At 69.9% G+C, this 13,699-nt stretch carries 12 protein-coding genes; 6 read left to right on the forward strand and 6 right to left on the reverse strand.

Going from position 1 to position 13,699, the window contains the following annotated elements:
* Positions 1-3: 3 nt before the first annotated feature.
* The 5 genes from AC1DMS_RS00790 to AC1DMS_RS00810 form a co-directional block, all read right to left on the reverse strand.
* The gene (locus tag AC1DMS_RS00790) at positions 4-2,934 is read right to left on the reverse strand and encodes a type VI secretion system Vgr family protein (protein WP_478180607.1); all 2,931 of its coding nucleotides are present in this window, start codon (positions 2,932-2,934) and stop codon (positions 4-6) included.
* Positions 2,935-3,195: 261 nt separating this feature from the next.
* Positions 3,196-4,362, reverse strand: coding sequence for a mandelate racemase/muconate lactonizing enzyme family protein (locus tag AC1DMS_RS00795; RefSeq protein ID WP_015865731.1), 1,167 nt, complete (start codon positions 4,360-4,362; stop codon positions 3,196-3,198).
* Between the two features lie 29 nt (positions 4,363-4,391).
* Entirely contained in the window at positions 4,392-5,099 is a 708-nt protein-coding gene (locus tag AC1DMS_RS00800; protein WP_015865730.1) for an SDR family oxidoreductase, read from the reverse strand.
* Complete coding sequence (locus AC1DMS_RS00805; protein WP_015865729.1) at positions 5,089-6,060, reverse strand: tripartite tricarboxylate transporter substrate binding protein; 972 nt, start codon at positions 6,058-6,060, stop codon at positions 5,089-5,091. The genes AC1DMS_RS00800 and AC1DMS_RS00805 overlap by 11 nt, the downstream gene beginning before the upstream one ends.
* Before the next feature lie 57 nt (positions 6,061-6,117).
* A complete protein-coding gene (locus AC1DMS_RS00810; protein WP_015865728.1) occupies positions 6,118-7,056 on the reverse strand; it encodes a dihydrodipicolinate synthase family protein in 939 nt (312 codons plus the stop codon).
* A 112-nt stretch (positions 7,057-7,168) separates the two neighbouring features.
* On the opposite strand from AC1DMS_RS00810, the gene AC1DMS_RS00815 reads away from it, so the two are divergent.
* Positions 7,169-8,095: a LysR family transcriptional regulator gene (locus tag AC1DMS_RS00815; protein ID WP_478180608.1), complete on the forward strand. Its 927-nt coding sequence runs from the start codon at positions 7,169-7,171 to the stop codon at positions 8,093-8,095.
* A gap of 6 nt (positions 8,096-8,101) precedes the next feature.
* Here AC1DMS_RS00815 and AC1DMS_RS00820 read toward each other — a convergent pair whose 3' ends face one another.
* Positions 8,102-8,986 carry a LysR family transcriptional regulator gene (locus AC1DMS_RS00820; protein WP_015865726.1) on the reverse strand — a complete coding sequence of 295 codons (885 nt, stop codon included), beginning with the start codon at positions 8,984-8,986 and terminating at the stop codon, positions 8,102-8,104.
* A 118-nt stretch (positions 8,987-9,104) separates the two neighbouring features.
* On the opposite strand from AC1DMS_RS00820, the gene AC1DMS_RS00825 reads away from it, so the two are divergent.
* Genes AC1DMS_RS00825 through AC1DMS_RS00845 form a run of 5 tightly spaced genes read left to right on the forward strand, consistent with a single transcriptional unit; the run spans position 9,105 to position 13,665 of the window.
* Positions 9,105-9,656 (forward strand): PCC domain-containing protein, encoded by a 552-nt coding sequence (locus AC1DMS_RS00825; RefSeq protein ID WP_015865725.1) that lies wholly within the window; start codon positions 9,105-9,107, stop codon positions 9,654-9,656.
* Positions 9,649-10,050, forward strand: a complete 402-nt coding sequence (locus AC1DMS_RS00830; RefSeq protein ID WP_015865724.1) for a PCC domain-containing protein — start codon at positions 9,649-9,651, stop codon at positions 10,048-10,050. The genes AC1DMS_RS00825 and AC1DMS_RS00830 overlap by 8 nt, the downstream gene beginning before the upstream one ends.
* Positions 10,051-10,077: 27 nt before the next feature.
* Positions 10,078-10,893, forward strand: coding sequence for an SDR family oxidoreductase (locus AC1DMS_RS00835; protein ID WP_015865723.1), 816 nt, complete (start codon positions 10,078-10,080; stop codon positions 10,891-10,893).
* Between the two features lie 16 nt (positions 10,894-10,909).
* Positions 10,910-12,079, forward strand: coding sequence for an acetyl-CoA acetyltransferase (locus AC1DMS_RS00840; protein WP_015865722.1), 1,170 nt, complete (start codon positions 10,910-10,912; stop codon positions 12,077-12,079).
* Positions 12,076-13,665 carry an acyl-CoA synthetase gene (locus AC1DMS_RS00845; RefSeq protein WP_015865721.1) on the forward strand — a complete coding sequence of 530 codons (1,590 nt, stop codon included), beginning with the start codon at positions 12,076-12,078 and terminating at the stop codon, positions 13,663-13,665. The genes AC1DMS_RS00840 and AC1DMS_RS00845 overlap by 4 nt, the downstream gene beginning before the upstream one ends.
* Positions 13,666-13,699 lie beyond the last annotated feature (34 nt).

Here is a 13,699-nt window from a genome sequence, read left to right on the forward strand (position 1 = left end):
CGATCAGCCCGCAAAGCCCGGCGTCTGGCCGCGCGGCAGCGTGGCCAGGGACTTCAGCGAGGGCATCGAAGGCAGCGACGCGGGCAGCTTGGGCACCATGGCGCCCACGGTCTGCGCGGCCATGCCGCTGGCCGCCTGGCCGACCTGGCCCAGCAATGCCTTGGCGCCGCCTTGCTGGATGGCCTGCACGGCGCCGACGGCCTGCTGCGCGGTGCTCGCTGCCTCGCTGGCCTGGCTTTCGAGGCCGCCCGCCTGGCCCAGCAGGCCCGCCGCTGCGCTGCCGAGTCCGCCCGTTCCGCCGACGAAGCCCGCTCCACCGCCTCCCGCGTCGACGGACTTGTCGCTCGCAGGCCGGGTGGGCCAGCGGTTCGGCTGGCCGAAGTAGCTGCCGGTGTCCCAGGGGTCGCTCGGATCGCCGCCGAACGTGACCTTGGCCTGCCCGAGCGGAAGGCCCGCCACGGAGGCGAAGCCGTTCGCGTCCAGCTTGCCCGTGTGCGTGCCCCCGTCGGAGTCCACCACCGTGTAGTCGCCTTGCTTCACGCCTTGGCGCGTGGCGCCGTCGGCCTTGACGTACTGGTGGTACAGGTCGAGCTGGCCTCTCGGAAGCTGGGGCGGCTGCGGCAGCCGGGGCTGTCCGTCGCTCTTGGGCCCCACCATCGAATGCGAAGCCGCATGCGCGCGCCACAGCCCGTTGGTGCCGCTCTCGATGCCGCCGGCCGTCCAGCGCGTGTAGCTGGAGCCGCCGTTGATGAGCACCTCTTCCTTCGCCGTGATGGTGATCCGGTTGGCCTCCATCTTGATGTCCAGCTTGGCCAGCGCGTTGATGCTGTCCTTGAGCGCCGTGAGGTCGATGTCGGCGGCCGCCGCCGCCAGGCGGATGCCGTGGTTGAAGGCGACCATGCGCACCGCGTCCTTGGCGCTCACCAGGAAGCTGTTGCCCGTGGCCACGCTGGTGTGCGCACCGCTGCTGATGGCCGTGTGCTCCACGCTCACGAGGTGGGTGCTGGCGGCCGTGGTGGCCTGGATGCCGGCCGGGCTGGCCAGGGTCAGGTGCGGCTCCTGGAACTCCGGGAACTCGCCCGGGCCCGAGGGGCCGCCTTGTCCCCTGATCGCGTCGTTCTGCGCCTTCAGCGCGCGGGCCACCTCGTCCTGGTCGCCGGCCTCGTGAGCCTTGGCCTGCTGCGCCACCTGCGCCAGGCTCTCGTGCAGGTCGCGCCCCTCGGTGAGCCTGGCGATGGTCTCGCGCATGTCGGTGATGTGGCCCTGCGCATTGGGCCGCGCCTCGGTGCTCAGCAGCAGGCCGCGGGCGGCGCGCACGGCGCCATGCCCGTCGGTGCGCAGCTCGAAGCCCTGGCCGCGGTCGTCCTTGCGCCCGGCCGTGTCCTCGATGCGCCCGATGTGGCCCAGGCTCAGGCTGGTGCTCTGGTGGTCGCTCTTGAGCTGGGCCTGCACCTTGCCGCTCGAATCGTCCAATGCGAGGTGGTTGCTGCGCCCGCCGCCCAACTCGCGGCTGCGGATGCCCGTGAGCTGCTTCTGCTGGGGCAGTTGCCAGGCGGGCATCTCGTCGGCGTTGTGCACCCGGCCGGTGACGATCGGATAATCGGGATCGCCGTTCAGGAAGTCGACGATCACCTCCTGCCCGATGCGCGGCAGCGCGGCCGCGCCGAAGGTGGCGCCGGCCCAGGCGGTGGACACGCGCAGCCAGCAGCTCGAATTCTCGTTGCGCTGGCCCAGGCGGTCCCAGTGGAACTGCACCTTGATGCGGCCGTAGGGATCGGTCCAGATCTCCTCGCCGGCCGGGCCGACCACCACGGCGGTCTGCGGGCCGCGGGTGCGGGGCTTGGGCGTGCTGCGGCGCGGGCGCCAGGCGTAGCTGGTGGGCTGGGCCTCGAAGGCAAAGCGCTGCACCGAGCCTTCGGAGGCATTGGCGCCTTCGCTGGCCTGCAGGTTCTCCTGAAGGTCGTAGTCCACGGCCAGCAGCAGGTGCTGGCGGTTCTGGTCCTCGCGCGGATGGTCCCGCAGGCGGAAGGTGTGGCCCGGCGCCAGTTCGCGCAGGTTGGAACGGCCGCTGACCCGGCTGCGCTGGCTCAGTTGCTCTTCGGTGCGGAGGCGCGCGTAGGTCTCGCCGTCGTCGTGCTGCAGGTAGTCGCCCGGCCATTCGTACTGCTCGAAGCCGTCGTGCTCGTGGCCCGGCGGCATCTGGCGCCGGCTGGCGAGGTCGGCCTGGGGCTTCTCGAAGTCGTAGTGGTTGCGAAAGTGATGGCCGGGGCGGATCTCCTCGGCCTGCGCCCATTCGTAGATGCGCTCGCTGGCCTCCAGCCCGCCGGTCATGCCGGCTTTCTCGTGCGGGTGGTAGCGAACCGTCTCGCCGCCGGGCAGCGGGGCGTGGGAGGCGGCGATGTCGTCGGCGAAGACCAGCACATGCTGCTCGGCTTCGTGTCTGAACCAGAAGTAGATGCCCTCGTGCTCGCACAGGCGCGAGATGAAGTCGAAGTCGCTCTCGCGGTACTGCACGCAGTAGGTCCACGGGCGGTAGCTGCGGCTGAGCTTCTGCTCCATCGGATGGCCGTAGCGGCCCAGCACGGCCGCAACGATCTCGGGCACGGTCTGGTCCTGGAAGATGCGGAAGTCGGAGCGGCGCGTGGCCAGCCACAGCCACGGGCGAAGCCGCATGCTGTAGAAGGCCTGGCGGTCGTCTTCGTGCGACAGGCCGAAGCGGGTGACGAGGCCGGCCAGGTAGCGCGGGGCGCCGCTCTCGGTTTCCATCACCACGGTGGCGGGCTTGCCCAGGATGGACTTGGGGTCCAGCGCATTGCTGCTGCCCAGCAGGTCCAGGTCGAAGGCGTAGGCCTGGCTGAGCGCCTCGCGCCCCGCCAGCCGGTGGAATTGCAGTGCCTCGCCCAGCGGCGTCTGGATGGTGACGCGGCGCTTCACGAGCCGCCACCTTGCAGGAACGTGGTGTCCATGTGACCTCCCTGATCTTTTTCTTCTTCTGGAGAAGAAACTAGCCAATCAACTGTCTGGATGCAATGTGTGTGACAGGACGCATCAAAACAGCTGGATTATGCAAGAGGCCTTGACTCATTCCCTGGTAATTCGGCACGGATCGGGGCTATTTGATCGCAGTTGCCGAAAGATGTAATCCATACGGGCTACATCGCGCGCATTCTGCGAAGCCCGATGAAGCCCTTCGGGTTAACCCGCGAGCGCGCGCATCTCCGCGATGAGGTCGGCCTTGCCTTCGAACCCGATGCCGGGCAGCGGCGGCAGCGTGACGTAGCCGTCCTGCACCTTCACGCCGTCAGGGAAGCCGCCATAGGGCTGGAACAGGTCGGGGTAGCTTTCGTTGCCGCCGAGGCCCAGGCCCGCCGCAATGGCCAGCGACATCTGGTGGCCGCCGTGCGGAATGCAGCGCGAGGGCGACCAGCCGTGCTCCTTCAGCATGTCGAGCGTGCGCAGGTACTCGACGAGGCCGTAGCTCAGCGCGCAGTCGAACTGCAGCCAGTCGCGGTCGGGCCGCATGCCGCCGTGGCGGATCAGGTTGCGCGCGTCCTGCATCGAGAACAGGTTCTCGCCCGTGGCCATGGGGCCGGCGTAGACCTCGCCGAGCTTGGCCTGCAGCTCGTAGTCGAGCGGATCGCCGGCTTCCTCGTACCAGAAGAGCGGGTATTGCGAGAGCGCGCGGCCGTAGTCGATGGCGGTGGCCAGGTCGAAGCGGCCGTTGGCGTCCACCGCCAGCTGCTGGCCGGGGCCGAGGATCCTGAGCACCGACTCGATGCGCTCGCAGTCCTGCGCGAGCGTGGCGCCGCCGATCTTCATCTTGACCACCGAGTAGCCGCGCTCCAGGTAGCTGGCCATCTCGCGCTGCAGGCCTTCGACGCCCTTGCCGGGGTAGTAGTAGCCGCCCGCGGCATAGACGAACACGCGCGGGTCGGGCGTGCCGCTGCCGTAGCGTTCGGCCAGCAGCTGGTAGAGCGGCTTGCCGGCGATCTTGGCGACCGCGTCCCACACGGCCATGTCGATGGTGCCCACGGCCACCGAACGCTCGCCGTGGCCGCCGGGCTTCTCGTTGATCATCATGCGGGCCCAGATCCTGTGCGGATCGAGGTTGTCGCCGGTCTCGTCGAGGAGCGAGGCGGGCTCGGCCTCGAGCAGGCGCGGCAGGAAGCGCTCGCGGATCAGCCCGCCCTGGCCGTAGCGCCCGTTGGAGTTGAAGCCGTAGCCCACCACCGGCCGGCCGTCGCGGATCACGTCGGTGACCACCGCCACGAGGCTCAGGGTCATCTTGGAGAAGTCGATGTAGGCGTTGCGGATGTCCGACTTGATGGGACGCGTGGACTCGAGGATGTTGACGATCTTCATGGTGCTTGTAGCTGGAGGAAAAAAAGAACTCAGCGGTGCAGCGACGCACCGCCGCAGATGGCGATGTCCTGGCCGGTGATGGCCGCGGCCGGCGCCGAAAGAAGAAAGGCCACCAGCGCAGCGATTTCCGCGGGCTGGATCAGCCGGCCGATGGGCGGCAGGCGCGGCGCGCTGCCGGCGCGCGCCGGGTCCTGCAGCATCGCGGTCTGCGTGGCGCCGGGCGACACCACGTTGAGGGTGACGCCGCGCTCCGCGACCTCGGCCGCCCAGCTGCGCGCGAGCGCGACCAGCGCCGCCTTGGTGGCGGCGTACTGGCCGCGGCCCGGCATGCCGTGCGCCACGCGGCTGCCGACGAACACCACGCGGCCATGTCCGCGCGCGGCCATTGCGGGCACCAGCGCATCGGCCAGCCGCGTGGCGGCATCGACATGCAGGCGCCACATCAGCTCGCCGCCCGCATGGTCGAGCTGCCCGAGCGGGCCCACGCGCAGCACGCCGGCCGCATGCACGAGCGCGCCGGCATCCTGGAGAGCGGCCGCGGCGCGCGCGATGGCCTCGGCGCTCGACAGGTCGGCCGCCGCGTGCGTGAAGCCCGCGTGCGAGAGCGTGGGCGCCGCCAGGTCGAGCCCGCTCACGCGCCAGCCTTCTTCGAGCAGGTGCAGCGCAATGGCGCGGCCGATGCCGCTGCTGCTGCCCGTCACCACGGCATGCGGGGCTGCTGCCGCTTCATTCGACACGGATGTTGCCCTCCACGATGATCTTCTTCGAGCGCTCCATGTCGGCCTGCTGGAACTTCGCGAAGTCGTCGACGCTGCCCGGCGTGAGCAGCAGGCCCTGTGCGTTGAGCGTCTCGCGCATGTCGGTGCCCAGCGCCTTGTTCACTTCGGCATTGAGCCGCTGCGTGATCGCGGCCGGCAGCCTGGCCGGACCCCACAGGCCATACCAGCTGTAGAACTCGTAGCCCGGAATGGTCTCGCCCACCGTGGGCACGTTCGGCAGGCTGGTGGCGCGCTGGGCCGAGGTGACGGCCACCACGCGCAGCATGCCGCTCTTGTGGTATTGCAGCGAGCCCAGGATCGGATCGATGAAGCCGTCGATCTGCCCGCCGATCAGGTCCTGGAAGGCCGGCGCCGTGCCCTTGTACGGCACGATCAGGTAGTCGAGCCCGCCCGCGCGCTTGAGCAGCTCGGTCGACAGGTGGCCGGCCGAGCCGATCGAGCCCACGGCGAAGGTCATCTTGCCCGGATGCGCCTTGGCGTAGGCGATGAGCGACTTGACGTCGGTGATCGGCAGGTTCTTGTTGATGGCCACCGACAGCGGCGCCTTGGCAACCAGCGCCACCGGCGTGAAGTCGCGCGCGACCTCGTAGGGCACGGACTTCATCGTCATCGGCGCCGTGGTGAAGGTCGAGGCGTTGAACAGCAGCGTGTAGCCGTCGGCCGGCGCCTTCGACACCACGTCGGCGCCGATCACGCCATTGCCGCCGGGCCGGTTCTCCACGATGAAGGGCTGGCCCAGCTGGTCGCCGAGCTTCTGCGCGAGCAGGCGGCCGACGGTGTCGAGCGTGCCGCCGGGCGGGAACGGGATCACCATGCGCACGGGGCGGGCGGGCCAGGGCTGGGTCTGCGCAAAGCCGGAGGATGCCGCGGCGAGCGCGAGGGCCGCGAGCGCGGCGCGCAGGAAATGGGTGCGTTGCATGTCTCTTGTCTCCTTGTGTTTTTCGGGGGGAGGGCGGCGTGCCTTCCGTGTGTTCGCTCAGCGCCTCGACAGCCCGGCCTGCGCCACGGCGGCGCGCAGCGCGTCCATCTCGCGCGCATTGGGCGCCTCGGTCGGCGGGCGCACCGTGGCGTTGTCGAGCACGCCGGCCAGGTACATGCCGCCCTTCATGCGCGCATGCGCCTCGCCGGTCGGCTCGCCGCCGCCGTACACCGCGTCCTTCAGCGGCGTGATCAGGGCCTGCACCGCCATCGCCTTCTTCAGGTCGCCGGCCTTGACCGCGTTCCACAGGTCGATGATCAGTTGCGGAATGAAGGTGGCAAAGCCGACCAGCGCGCCGTCCACGCCTTGCACCATCGAAGCCAGCAGGTACTCGTCGTGGCAGGTGAGGATGGCCTTGGAGGCGTCGGCCTCGCGGATCGCCTGGATGTCGCGGGCGTACTTGTTCATGTCGCGCTGGCCGACCTTGAAGGCCTGCAGGTAGGGCAGGCGGGCCAGCTCGGCCAGCAATTGCGACGAATAGGAGGCGCGGGTCCAGGCCGGGTACACGTGGCAGACCAGGTCGAGCTCCGGCGCCGCGCGGTGGATGGCCTCGAAGTACTGCAGCGCATGGCCTGGCGTGAAGCCGAAGCGCAGCCAGTGGTGCGGCGGCATCACGTCGAGCGCGGCCGCGCCGGCGGCCTGGGCGGCGCGCGCATGCTCGGCGGCTTCGGCCAGGCCTTCGCACACGATCGACGAGATCACCGGCATGCGGCCGCGCAGCTCGTCGGCGACGATGCGCGTCACCTCGGCGCGTTCGGCCGGCGTCAGCGAGAACACCTCGCCGGTGTGGCCGTTGGTCATGACCGCCACCACGCCGTCGTGCCCCGCCAGCCACGAGGCCAGCTTGCGCAGGGCCGGCTCATCGATGCGGTGGTCCGCGGTGAAAGGGCAGGAAATGGCGGGAATGATCCCGCGATAATTCGCGATGGAAGGCATGCTGTGTCTCCGTTGGGGTTCAAGGTGCAGGAATGCCCGCATCTTTGGCCGGCGGGGCCTGCACCGTCCAATACTCGAATCGCATACAACTATTCAACCGCTCGCACTGCGCATGGGCCCCGGCAACCGACCCCTCGACCTCGAATGGCTGGAAGACTTCCTGGCCCTGGCCGAGAGCGGCAATTTCTCGCGCGCGGCGCAGGCGCGCTCCATCGCCCAGCCGGCCTTCAGCCGCCATATCCGCGCGCTCGAGGAGTGGGTGGGGGTCGACCTGTTCGACCGCAGCGCGCACCCGGCCGCGCTCACGGCGGCGGGCAAGCGCTTCCAGCCGCTGCTGCAGGAGGTGCTGGCCGCGCTGGAGGCCGCGCGCATCAAGACGCGCGCGGCGCACGACATGGCCGCGGCGAGCCTGAGCTTTGCCGCCACGCACGTGCTGTCGCTGACCTTCTTTCCGCGCTGGCTGGCCAGCGTGGAGGCGCGGCTGAGCCTGGGGCCGATCCAGACCATCTCCGACAGTTCGCAGGCCTGCGAAGACCTGATGCTGCAGCGCCGCGTGCAGTTCGTGCTGTGCCATGGCCATGCGCATGCGCCCGGCCGGCTCGACGAAGCGCAGTACCCGATGCAGCGCTTGAGCGACGACGTGCTCGTGCCGGTGGCGGCGCCGGATGCGCGCGGCCTGCCGCTGCATGCGCTGGGCACGCAGCAGGCGCCGTCGGTGCTGGCCTACAGCGAGGCCTCGGGGCTGGGGCGGATCATGCGGGCGATCCAGGACAGCGAGTTCGGCAAGGACTTCGCGCCTTCGCTGTCGGTGGTCTTCACGGCGCACCATGCCGCGCTGCTGCGGACCATGGCGCTCGAAGGGCGCGGCCTCGCATGGCTGCCGATGAGCCTGGTGGCGGACGACCTGCGCGGCGGCACGCTGGTGGATGCCGGTGCAGGCGGCTGGCGGGTGCCGGTGGACATCCGGCTGTACCGGCAGCAGGCCCACATGGCGCCCATGGCCGAGGCGCTGTGGGACCTGGTGAAGGACGGCGCCTGAGCGCCCTCAGACGCTGCTGAGCGTCGGCAGCAGCGCCAGCAGTGCGCGCACCAGCGGCGAATCGTCCGCCTTGCGCCACACCGCCAGGGTGTCGATGTAGGTCTTCTCGCCCTTGAGCGAGCGGTACGCCACGCCTTCGCGGTGCAGCGCCTTGACGCAGGCCGGCACCAGCGCCACGCCCAGCCCGCCCGAGACCAGGCTCACGATGGTGTGCATCTGGCGCGCCGGAAACAGGCGCGGGCTGAAGCCGCGCCGCATGCAGGTGGCCACGATCGCATCGAACACCTGCGGCCCGAAGTGCCGCTCGAAGCCCAGGAAGCGCTCGCCCGAGAATTTTTCGAGCGCAATGCTGCCGGGCCGCACCAGCGGATGCGCCTCGGGCATCGCGAGGATCAGCGCATCCTTCTGCACCAGCCGCGAGCCCAGCGAGGCGGGCATGCTGGACGGCTGCAGCACCAGGCCCACGTCGAGCCGGCCCGATTCGACGTCGCCGATGATCTGGTCGGTCGTGCCCTCCCACAGCGCGATCTCGGCCCGCTCGTTCTCGTCCGAGAACTGCCGCAGCACCCGCGGCAAGAACGAATAGGCCGGCAGGCTGATGAAGCCGATCGAGATCGATCCCATGAGCCCGGCCGCGGCCTCCTGCGCGCGCCGGCGCAGCGTGTCCATGCCGAGCAGCACGGCGCGCGCATCGCGAAGCGCTTCGTCCCCAGCGCGCGTGATCGCGATGCGGCGCGAGGTGCGCTCGAACAGCGTGACGCCCAGTTCTTCCTCCATCTCCTTGATCGCGAGGCTCACGGGCGGCTGCGACAGGTTCAGGCGCTGCGCCGCGCGCCCGAAGTGCAGCTCTTCGGCCACGGCGATAAGGCAGCGGAGGTGGCGGATTTCCATCTATCTGAATTTTGTATTGATCGATACGAATTCTAAATTTGTTGCTATTGATGTCAACTTCTAGACTTTGCCTCCACCAGCGCTGACGATCCGAACGGCGCGGCAAGGAGACAAAGCGATGGTCGAGAAACTGATGGGGCTGCCGCGCTCGCGCACGGTGGTGCATCCGGGGCCTTTCCGGCCCGTGCGCATCGATCGCATGCGCGACCAGAAGGGCCGGCACTTCCGGCTTGCGCTGCCCGGCGGCCGCACGCTGCACGAGAGCCTCGTGCAGGCGCTGGCGGACGAAGGCGTGGCCAGCGCATCGATGACGCTGATCGGCGGCGAGCTGGCCGAGCTCGGCTTCTGCCTTGCGTTGCCCGATCCCACGGGCCGCGTGCTCGCCACCTACGGCGCGCCGCACACGGTGCAGGGCGCCTGCTTCATCTTCGGCAACGCGACGCTCGGCAGCTCCGCCGGCGGCACGCCGGTGGTCCATTGCCACGGCGCCTTCCGCACCGCCGACGGCGCGGTGCGCGGCGGCCACATCCTGACCGACCGCACGGTGGTCGGACGGCGCAGCGTCACCGCCGTGGTCACCGCGCTCGACAGCTTCGAACTGCGCGTGGTCTACGACGACGAAACCCGCATGCCGCTGATGCGGCCCCAGGCCAGGCGCATCCATGGCTGAGATGCGCATGATCGAAAGCGGGTGCATGGGCCGCGTGGCCTATGCGCGCATCGCACCCAACGAAGACCTCGTCTCGAGCGTCGAGAAGCTCTGCCTCGCGGAAGGCTTCGGCCATGCGTTCGTGCGCGGCGCGCTGGGCAGCCTCGTCGATGCCTGCCTCGAGCGCGCCGACGGTTCCTGCCAGGTGATCCGCGGTCCGGCCGCCGAGATCGTGAGCCTGGCCGGCGAGGTGCGTTCGCAGCCCGACGGATCCCTGCGCGCCGCGCTCACCGGCGTGGTGGCGGACACGCACGGCCACCTGTATGGCGGACCGTTCGTGGCGGGCGCCAATGCCGTCTGCGTCACCTTCGAAGTCACGCTCGAAGAGTGGCTGCCATCGCCGGGCAACAACTGATCTCATTCACTGCAGAAACTCCCATCCATGACCGAACTCTCCGCTTCATCGTCTTCCCGCGTCGCCGTCGTCACCGGAGGCGCGCGCGGCATCGGCCTGGCCATCGGCCGCTGGTTCCTGGCGCACGGCTACAGCGTCGCGCTGCTCGACGTCGACGGCGCCACGCTCGACCAGGCGGTGGCCGAAGTCGCGCAGCCCGCGAAGCTGCTCGGCCTGCACTGCGACGTGTCGAAGCCGTCGCAGGTCGAGAGCGCGGCAAAGGCCGTGGTCGAGCGCTTCGGCCGCGTCGATGCGCTGGTCAACAACGCCGGCGTGGCGGTGTTCAAGCCGGTGCTCCGGACTTCGTTCGAGGAATGGCGCACCGTGCTCGGCACCAACCTGGACGGCGCCTTCCTCTGCACGCAGGCCTTCGGCGCGCTGATGGTCGAACGCGGGAGCGGCGCGGTGGTGAACATCGCCTCCATCTCGGGCCTGCGCGCCAGCACGCTGCGGGTGGCCTACGGCACCAGCAAGGCGGCGCTCATCCACCTGACCAAGCAGCATGCGGTGGAGCTGGGCAACGCCGGCGTGCGCGTGAACGTGATCGCGCCGGGGCCGGTGGAAACCGAGATGGCCAAGCTCGTGCACAGCGTGGCGATCCGCTCCGACTACTACGACACCATTCCGCTCGGCCGCTACGGCACGCCGGAGGAAATGGCCAACGCCGTGGGCTTCCTGTGCAGCGACGAGGCGAGCTTCATCAACGGCCAGGTGCTGGCCGTCGATGGCGGCTTCGATGCCGCCGGCGTCGGCCTGCCGACCCTGCGCCGGGGCATGCCCGTGCCCGCCACCGACCACGCCTGACAAGGAGAAGCGCCCAATGACCACCAACGCCTGCATCATCGGCTGGGGACACACGGCTTTCGGCAAGCTCGATGCCGCGGAGAGCGAAGCGCTCATCCGCTCGGCGGTCGAGCCCGCGCTGCAGACCGCGGGGCTCGCCGCGGCCGACATCGACGGCGTCTTCGTCGGCCATTTCAACAGCGGCTTCCTGCCGCAGGACTTCAGCGCGTCGCTGGTGGGCCTGGCGCTGCCCGAGCTGCGCCATGTTCCTGCGGTGCGCATGGAAAACGCATGCGCCACCGGTTCGGCCGCAATCTGGGCCGCGCTCGATGCGGTGCAGTGCGGGCGCGTGCGGCATGCGCTGGTGGTCGGCTTCGAGATCATGAACGCCGTGCCCGGCCCGCGCATTGCCGAGACGCTGCTGCGCTGCTCCTACGTGAAGGAAGAGGGCCAAACGCCGGCGGGCTTTGCCGGCGTCTTCGGCAACATCGCGGGCGGCTACTTCGAACGCTTCGGCGACCAGAGCGATGCGCTCGCGGCCATCTCGGCCAAGAACCACGCCAACGGCGTGCACAACCCTTATGCGCACATGCGGCGCGACCTGGGTTTCGACTTCTGCCGCCAGCCGTCGGAGAAGAACCCCTTCGTCGCGGGCCCGCTCAAGCGCTCCGACTGCTCGCTGGTTTCCGACGGCGCGGCGGCGCTGGTCATTTCGGCCGAGCCGGTTGCGTCGGCGACGGTCCCGGCGGTGCGCTGGCGCGCGCGCACGCAGGTCAACGACTACCTGCCGCTGTCGCGCCGCGACCCGACGCGCTTCGAGGGCGCGGCGCTCGCGTGGCAGCGGGGGCTGGCCGCGGCCGGGCTCTCGCTGCATGACCTGGGCTTCGTCGAGACGCACGACTGCTTCACCATCGCAGAGCTGCTCGAGTACGAAGCCATGGGCCTGGCGCCGCACGGGCAGGGCGCACGCGTGATCCTGGACGGCGTGAGCCGCAAGGACGGCAAGCTGCCCGTCAATCCGTCGGGCGGACTGAAGTCGCGCGGCCATCCGATCGGCGCTACCGGCGTGTCGCAGCATGTGATGGCCGCGATGCAGCTGGCGGGCCTGGCGGGCGACATGCAGGTGGTCTCCGGCAAGCCGGGCGCGGTCTTCAACATGGGCGGCGCCGCGGTCGCCAACTACCTGAGCGTGCTGGAGGCGGCATGAGCCAGGCGCGGGCGATGAACCTGTCCGCGCTGCTGTCGCAGACGGCCGCGCTCTTTCCCGAGCGGCCGGGGCTGATCCAGGGCGAGCGGCAGTGGACCTGGCGCGAGATCGATGCGCGCGTCGATGCGCTGGTGCAGGCGCTGCGCGCGCTCGGCATGCGGCCGGGCGACAAGCTGCTCGTGATGTCGCGCAACAACCCGGCGCTGTTCGAGAGTTGCTGGGCCGCCTTCCGCCTGGGCGCGGTGTGGGTGCCCGTCAACTTCCGGCTCACGCCGCCGGAGGTCGCCTACCTGGGCAGCGCCAGCGAAGCCAGCGTGATGCTGGCCGAGGACTGCTTTGCCGAGCATGTGGAGGCGGTGAAGGCCGCGTCGTCGCATCTGCGCTCGGTCGTCACCATCGGTCTTCCGCGCGCGGATGAACTCGGCTACGAGGCGCTGCTCGCGGCCAATGCCGGTGCGCCCGCGGCGATGGTGCAGGTCGATGCCGACCAGCCGCTGTGGTACTTCTACACCTCGGGCACCACCGGCCGCCCGAAGGCCGCCGTGCTCACGCACGGGCAGATGGCCTTCGTCGTGGCCAACCACCTGGCCGACCTGATTCCGGGCACCACCGAGCACGACTGCTCGATCGCCGTCGCGCCGCTGTCGCATGGCGCGGGCATCCACGCGCTGCTCAACGTGGCCCGTGGCGCCGCCACCGTGCTGCTCGCGTCCGACAGGCTGGAGCCGGCCACCTTCTGGGCGCTGGTGGAGCGGCACCGCGTGACCAACGTCTTCACGGTGCCGACCATCGTCAAGATGCTGGTGGAAGACCCGGCCGTCGACCGCTTCGACCACGGCTCCCTGCGCTACGTGGTCTATGCGGGCGCGCCGATGTACCGCACGGACCAGAAGCGCGCGCTGCAAAAACTCGGCAAGGTGCTGGTGCAGTACTTCGGCCTCGGCGAAGTCACGGGCTGCATCACGGTGCTGCCGCCGGCCATGCATGCCGCCGACGACGACGATCCGAACGCGAACATCGGCTGCTGCGGCCGGGCCCGCACCGGCATGGAGGTGGCCATCCTCGACGCGTGGATGCAGCCGGTGCCCGCCGGCACCGTGGGCGAGATCTGCTGCCGCGGACCGGCCGTGTTCGCGGGCTACTTCAACAACCCCGAAGCCACCGAGAAAGCGCTGCGCGGCGGCTGGTTCCACACCGGCGATCTCGGCCGCATGGATGCGCGCGGGCTGCTCTACATCACGGGCCGCGAATCGGACATGTACATCTCGGGCGGCTCCAACGTGTACCCGCGCGAGGTCGAAGAAATCTTGCTGATGCATCCCGCCGTGCGCGAGGCGGCGGTGCTCGGCATCGCGGACGAGAAATGGGGCGAGGTGGGCGTGGCGGTGATCGTCGCTTCGCAACCCGGCCTCACGGCCGAGCAGCTGCTGCAGCACCTGGACGGCCGCTGCGCGAAGTACCGCTGGCCGCGGCACATCTTCTTCTGGGATGCACTGCCCAAGTCGGGCTACGGCAAGGTCGCCAAGGCCGACATCCGCAAGCAGTTGCTCGAACGCGGCGACGTGAAGGAGGCCGCCACCACCTGAGCGCACCCATCGACGCCGCCCCGCACGAGCAGAT

It is taken from the genome of Variovorax sp. 05T418 (assembly GCF_056396385.1).

What these genes read in the sequence shown, in the direction of transcription:
- AC1DMS_RS00795 (WP_015865731.1), bottom strand. Translation starts at nt 4,362, where the DNA reads ATGAAGATCGTCAACATCCTCGAGTCCACGCGTCCCATCAAGTCGGAC.
- AC1DMS_RS00805 (WP_015865729.1), bottom strand. Translation starts at nt 6,060, where the DNA reads ATGCAACGCACCCATTTCCTGCGCGCCGCGCTCGCGGCCCTCGCGCTC.
- AC1DMS_RS00810 (WP_015865728.1), bottom strand. Translation starts at nt 7,056, where the DNA reads ATGCCTTCCATCGCGAATTATCGCGGGATCATTCCCGCCATTTCCTGC.
- AC1DMS_RS00815 (WP_478180608.1), top strand. Translation starts at nt 7,169, where the DNA reads ATGGGCCCCGGCAACCGACCCCTCGACCTCGAATGGCTGGAAGACTTC.
- AC1DMS_RS00820 (WP_015865726.1), bottom strand. Translation starts at nt 8,986, where the DNA reads ATGGAAATCCGCCACCTCCGCTGCCTTATCGCCGTGGCCGAAGAGCTG.
- AC1DMS_RS00825 (WP_015865725.1), top strand. Translation starts at nt 9,105, where the DNA reads ATGGTCGAGAAACTGATGGGGCTGCCGCGCTCGCGCACGGTGGTGCAT.
- AC1DMS_RS00830 (WP_015865724.1), top strand. Translation starts at nt 9,649, where the DNA reads ATGGCTGAGATGCGCATGATCGAAAGCGGGTGCATGGGCCGCGTGGCC.
- AC1DMS_RS00835 (WP_015865723.1), top strand. Translation starts at nt 10,078, where the DNA reads ATGACCGAACTCTCCGCTTCATCGTCTTCCCGCGTCGCCGTCGTCACC.
- AC1DMS_RS00840 (WP_015865722.1), top strand. Translation starts at nt 10,910, where the DNA reads ATGACCACCAACGCCTGCATCATCGGCTGGGGACACACGGCTTTCGGC.
- AC1DMS_RS00845 (WP_015865721.1), top strand. Translation starts at nt 12,076, where the DNA reads ATGAGCCAGGCGCGGGCGATGAACCTGTCCGCGCTGCTGTCGCAGACG.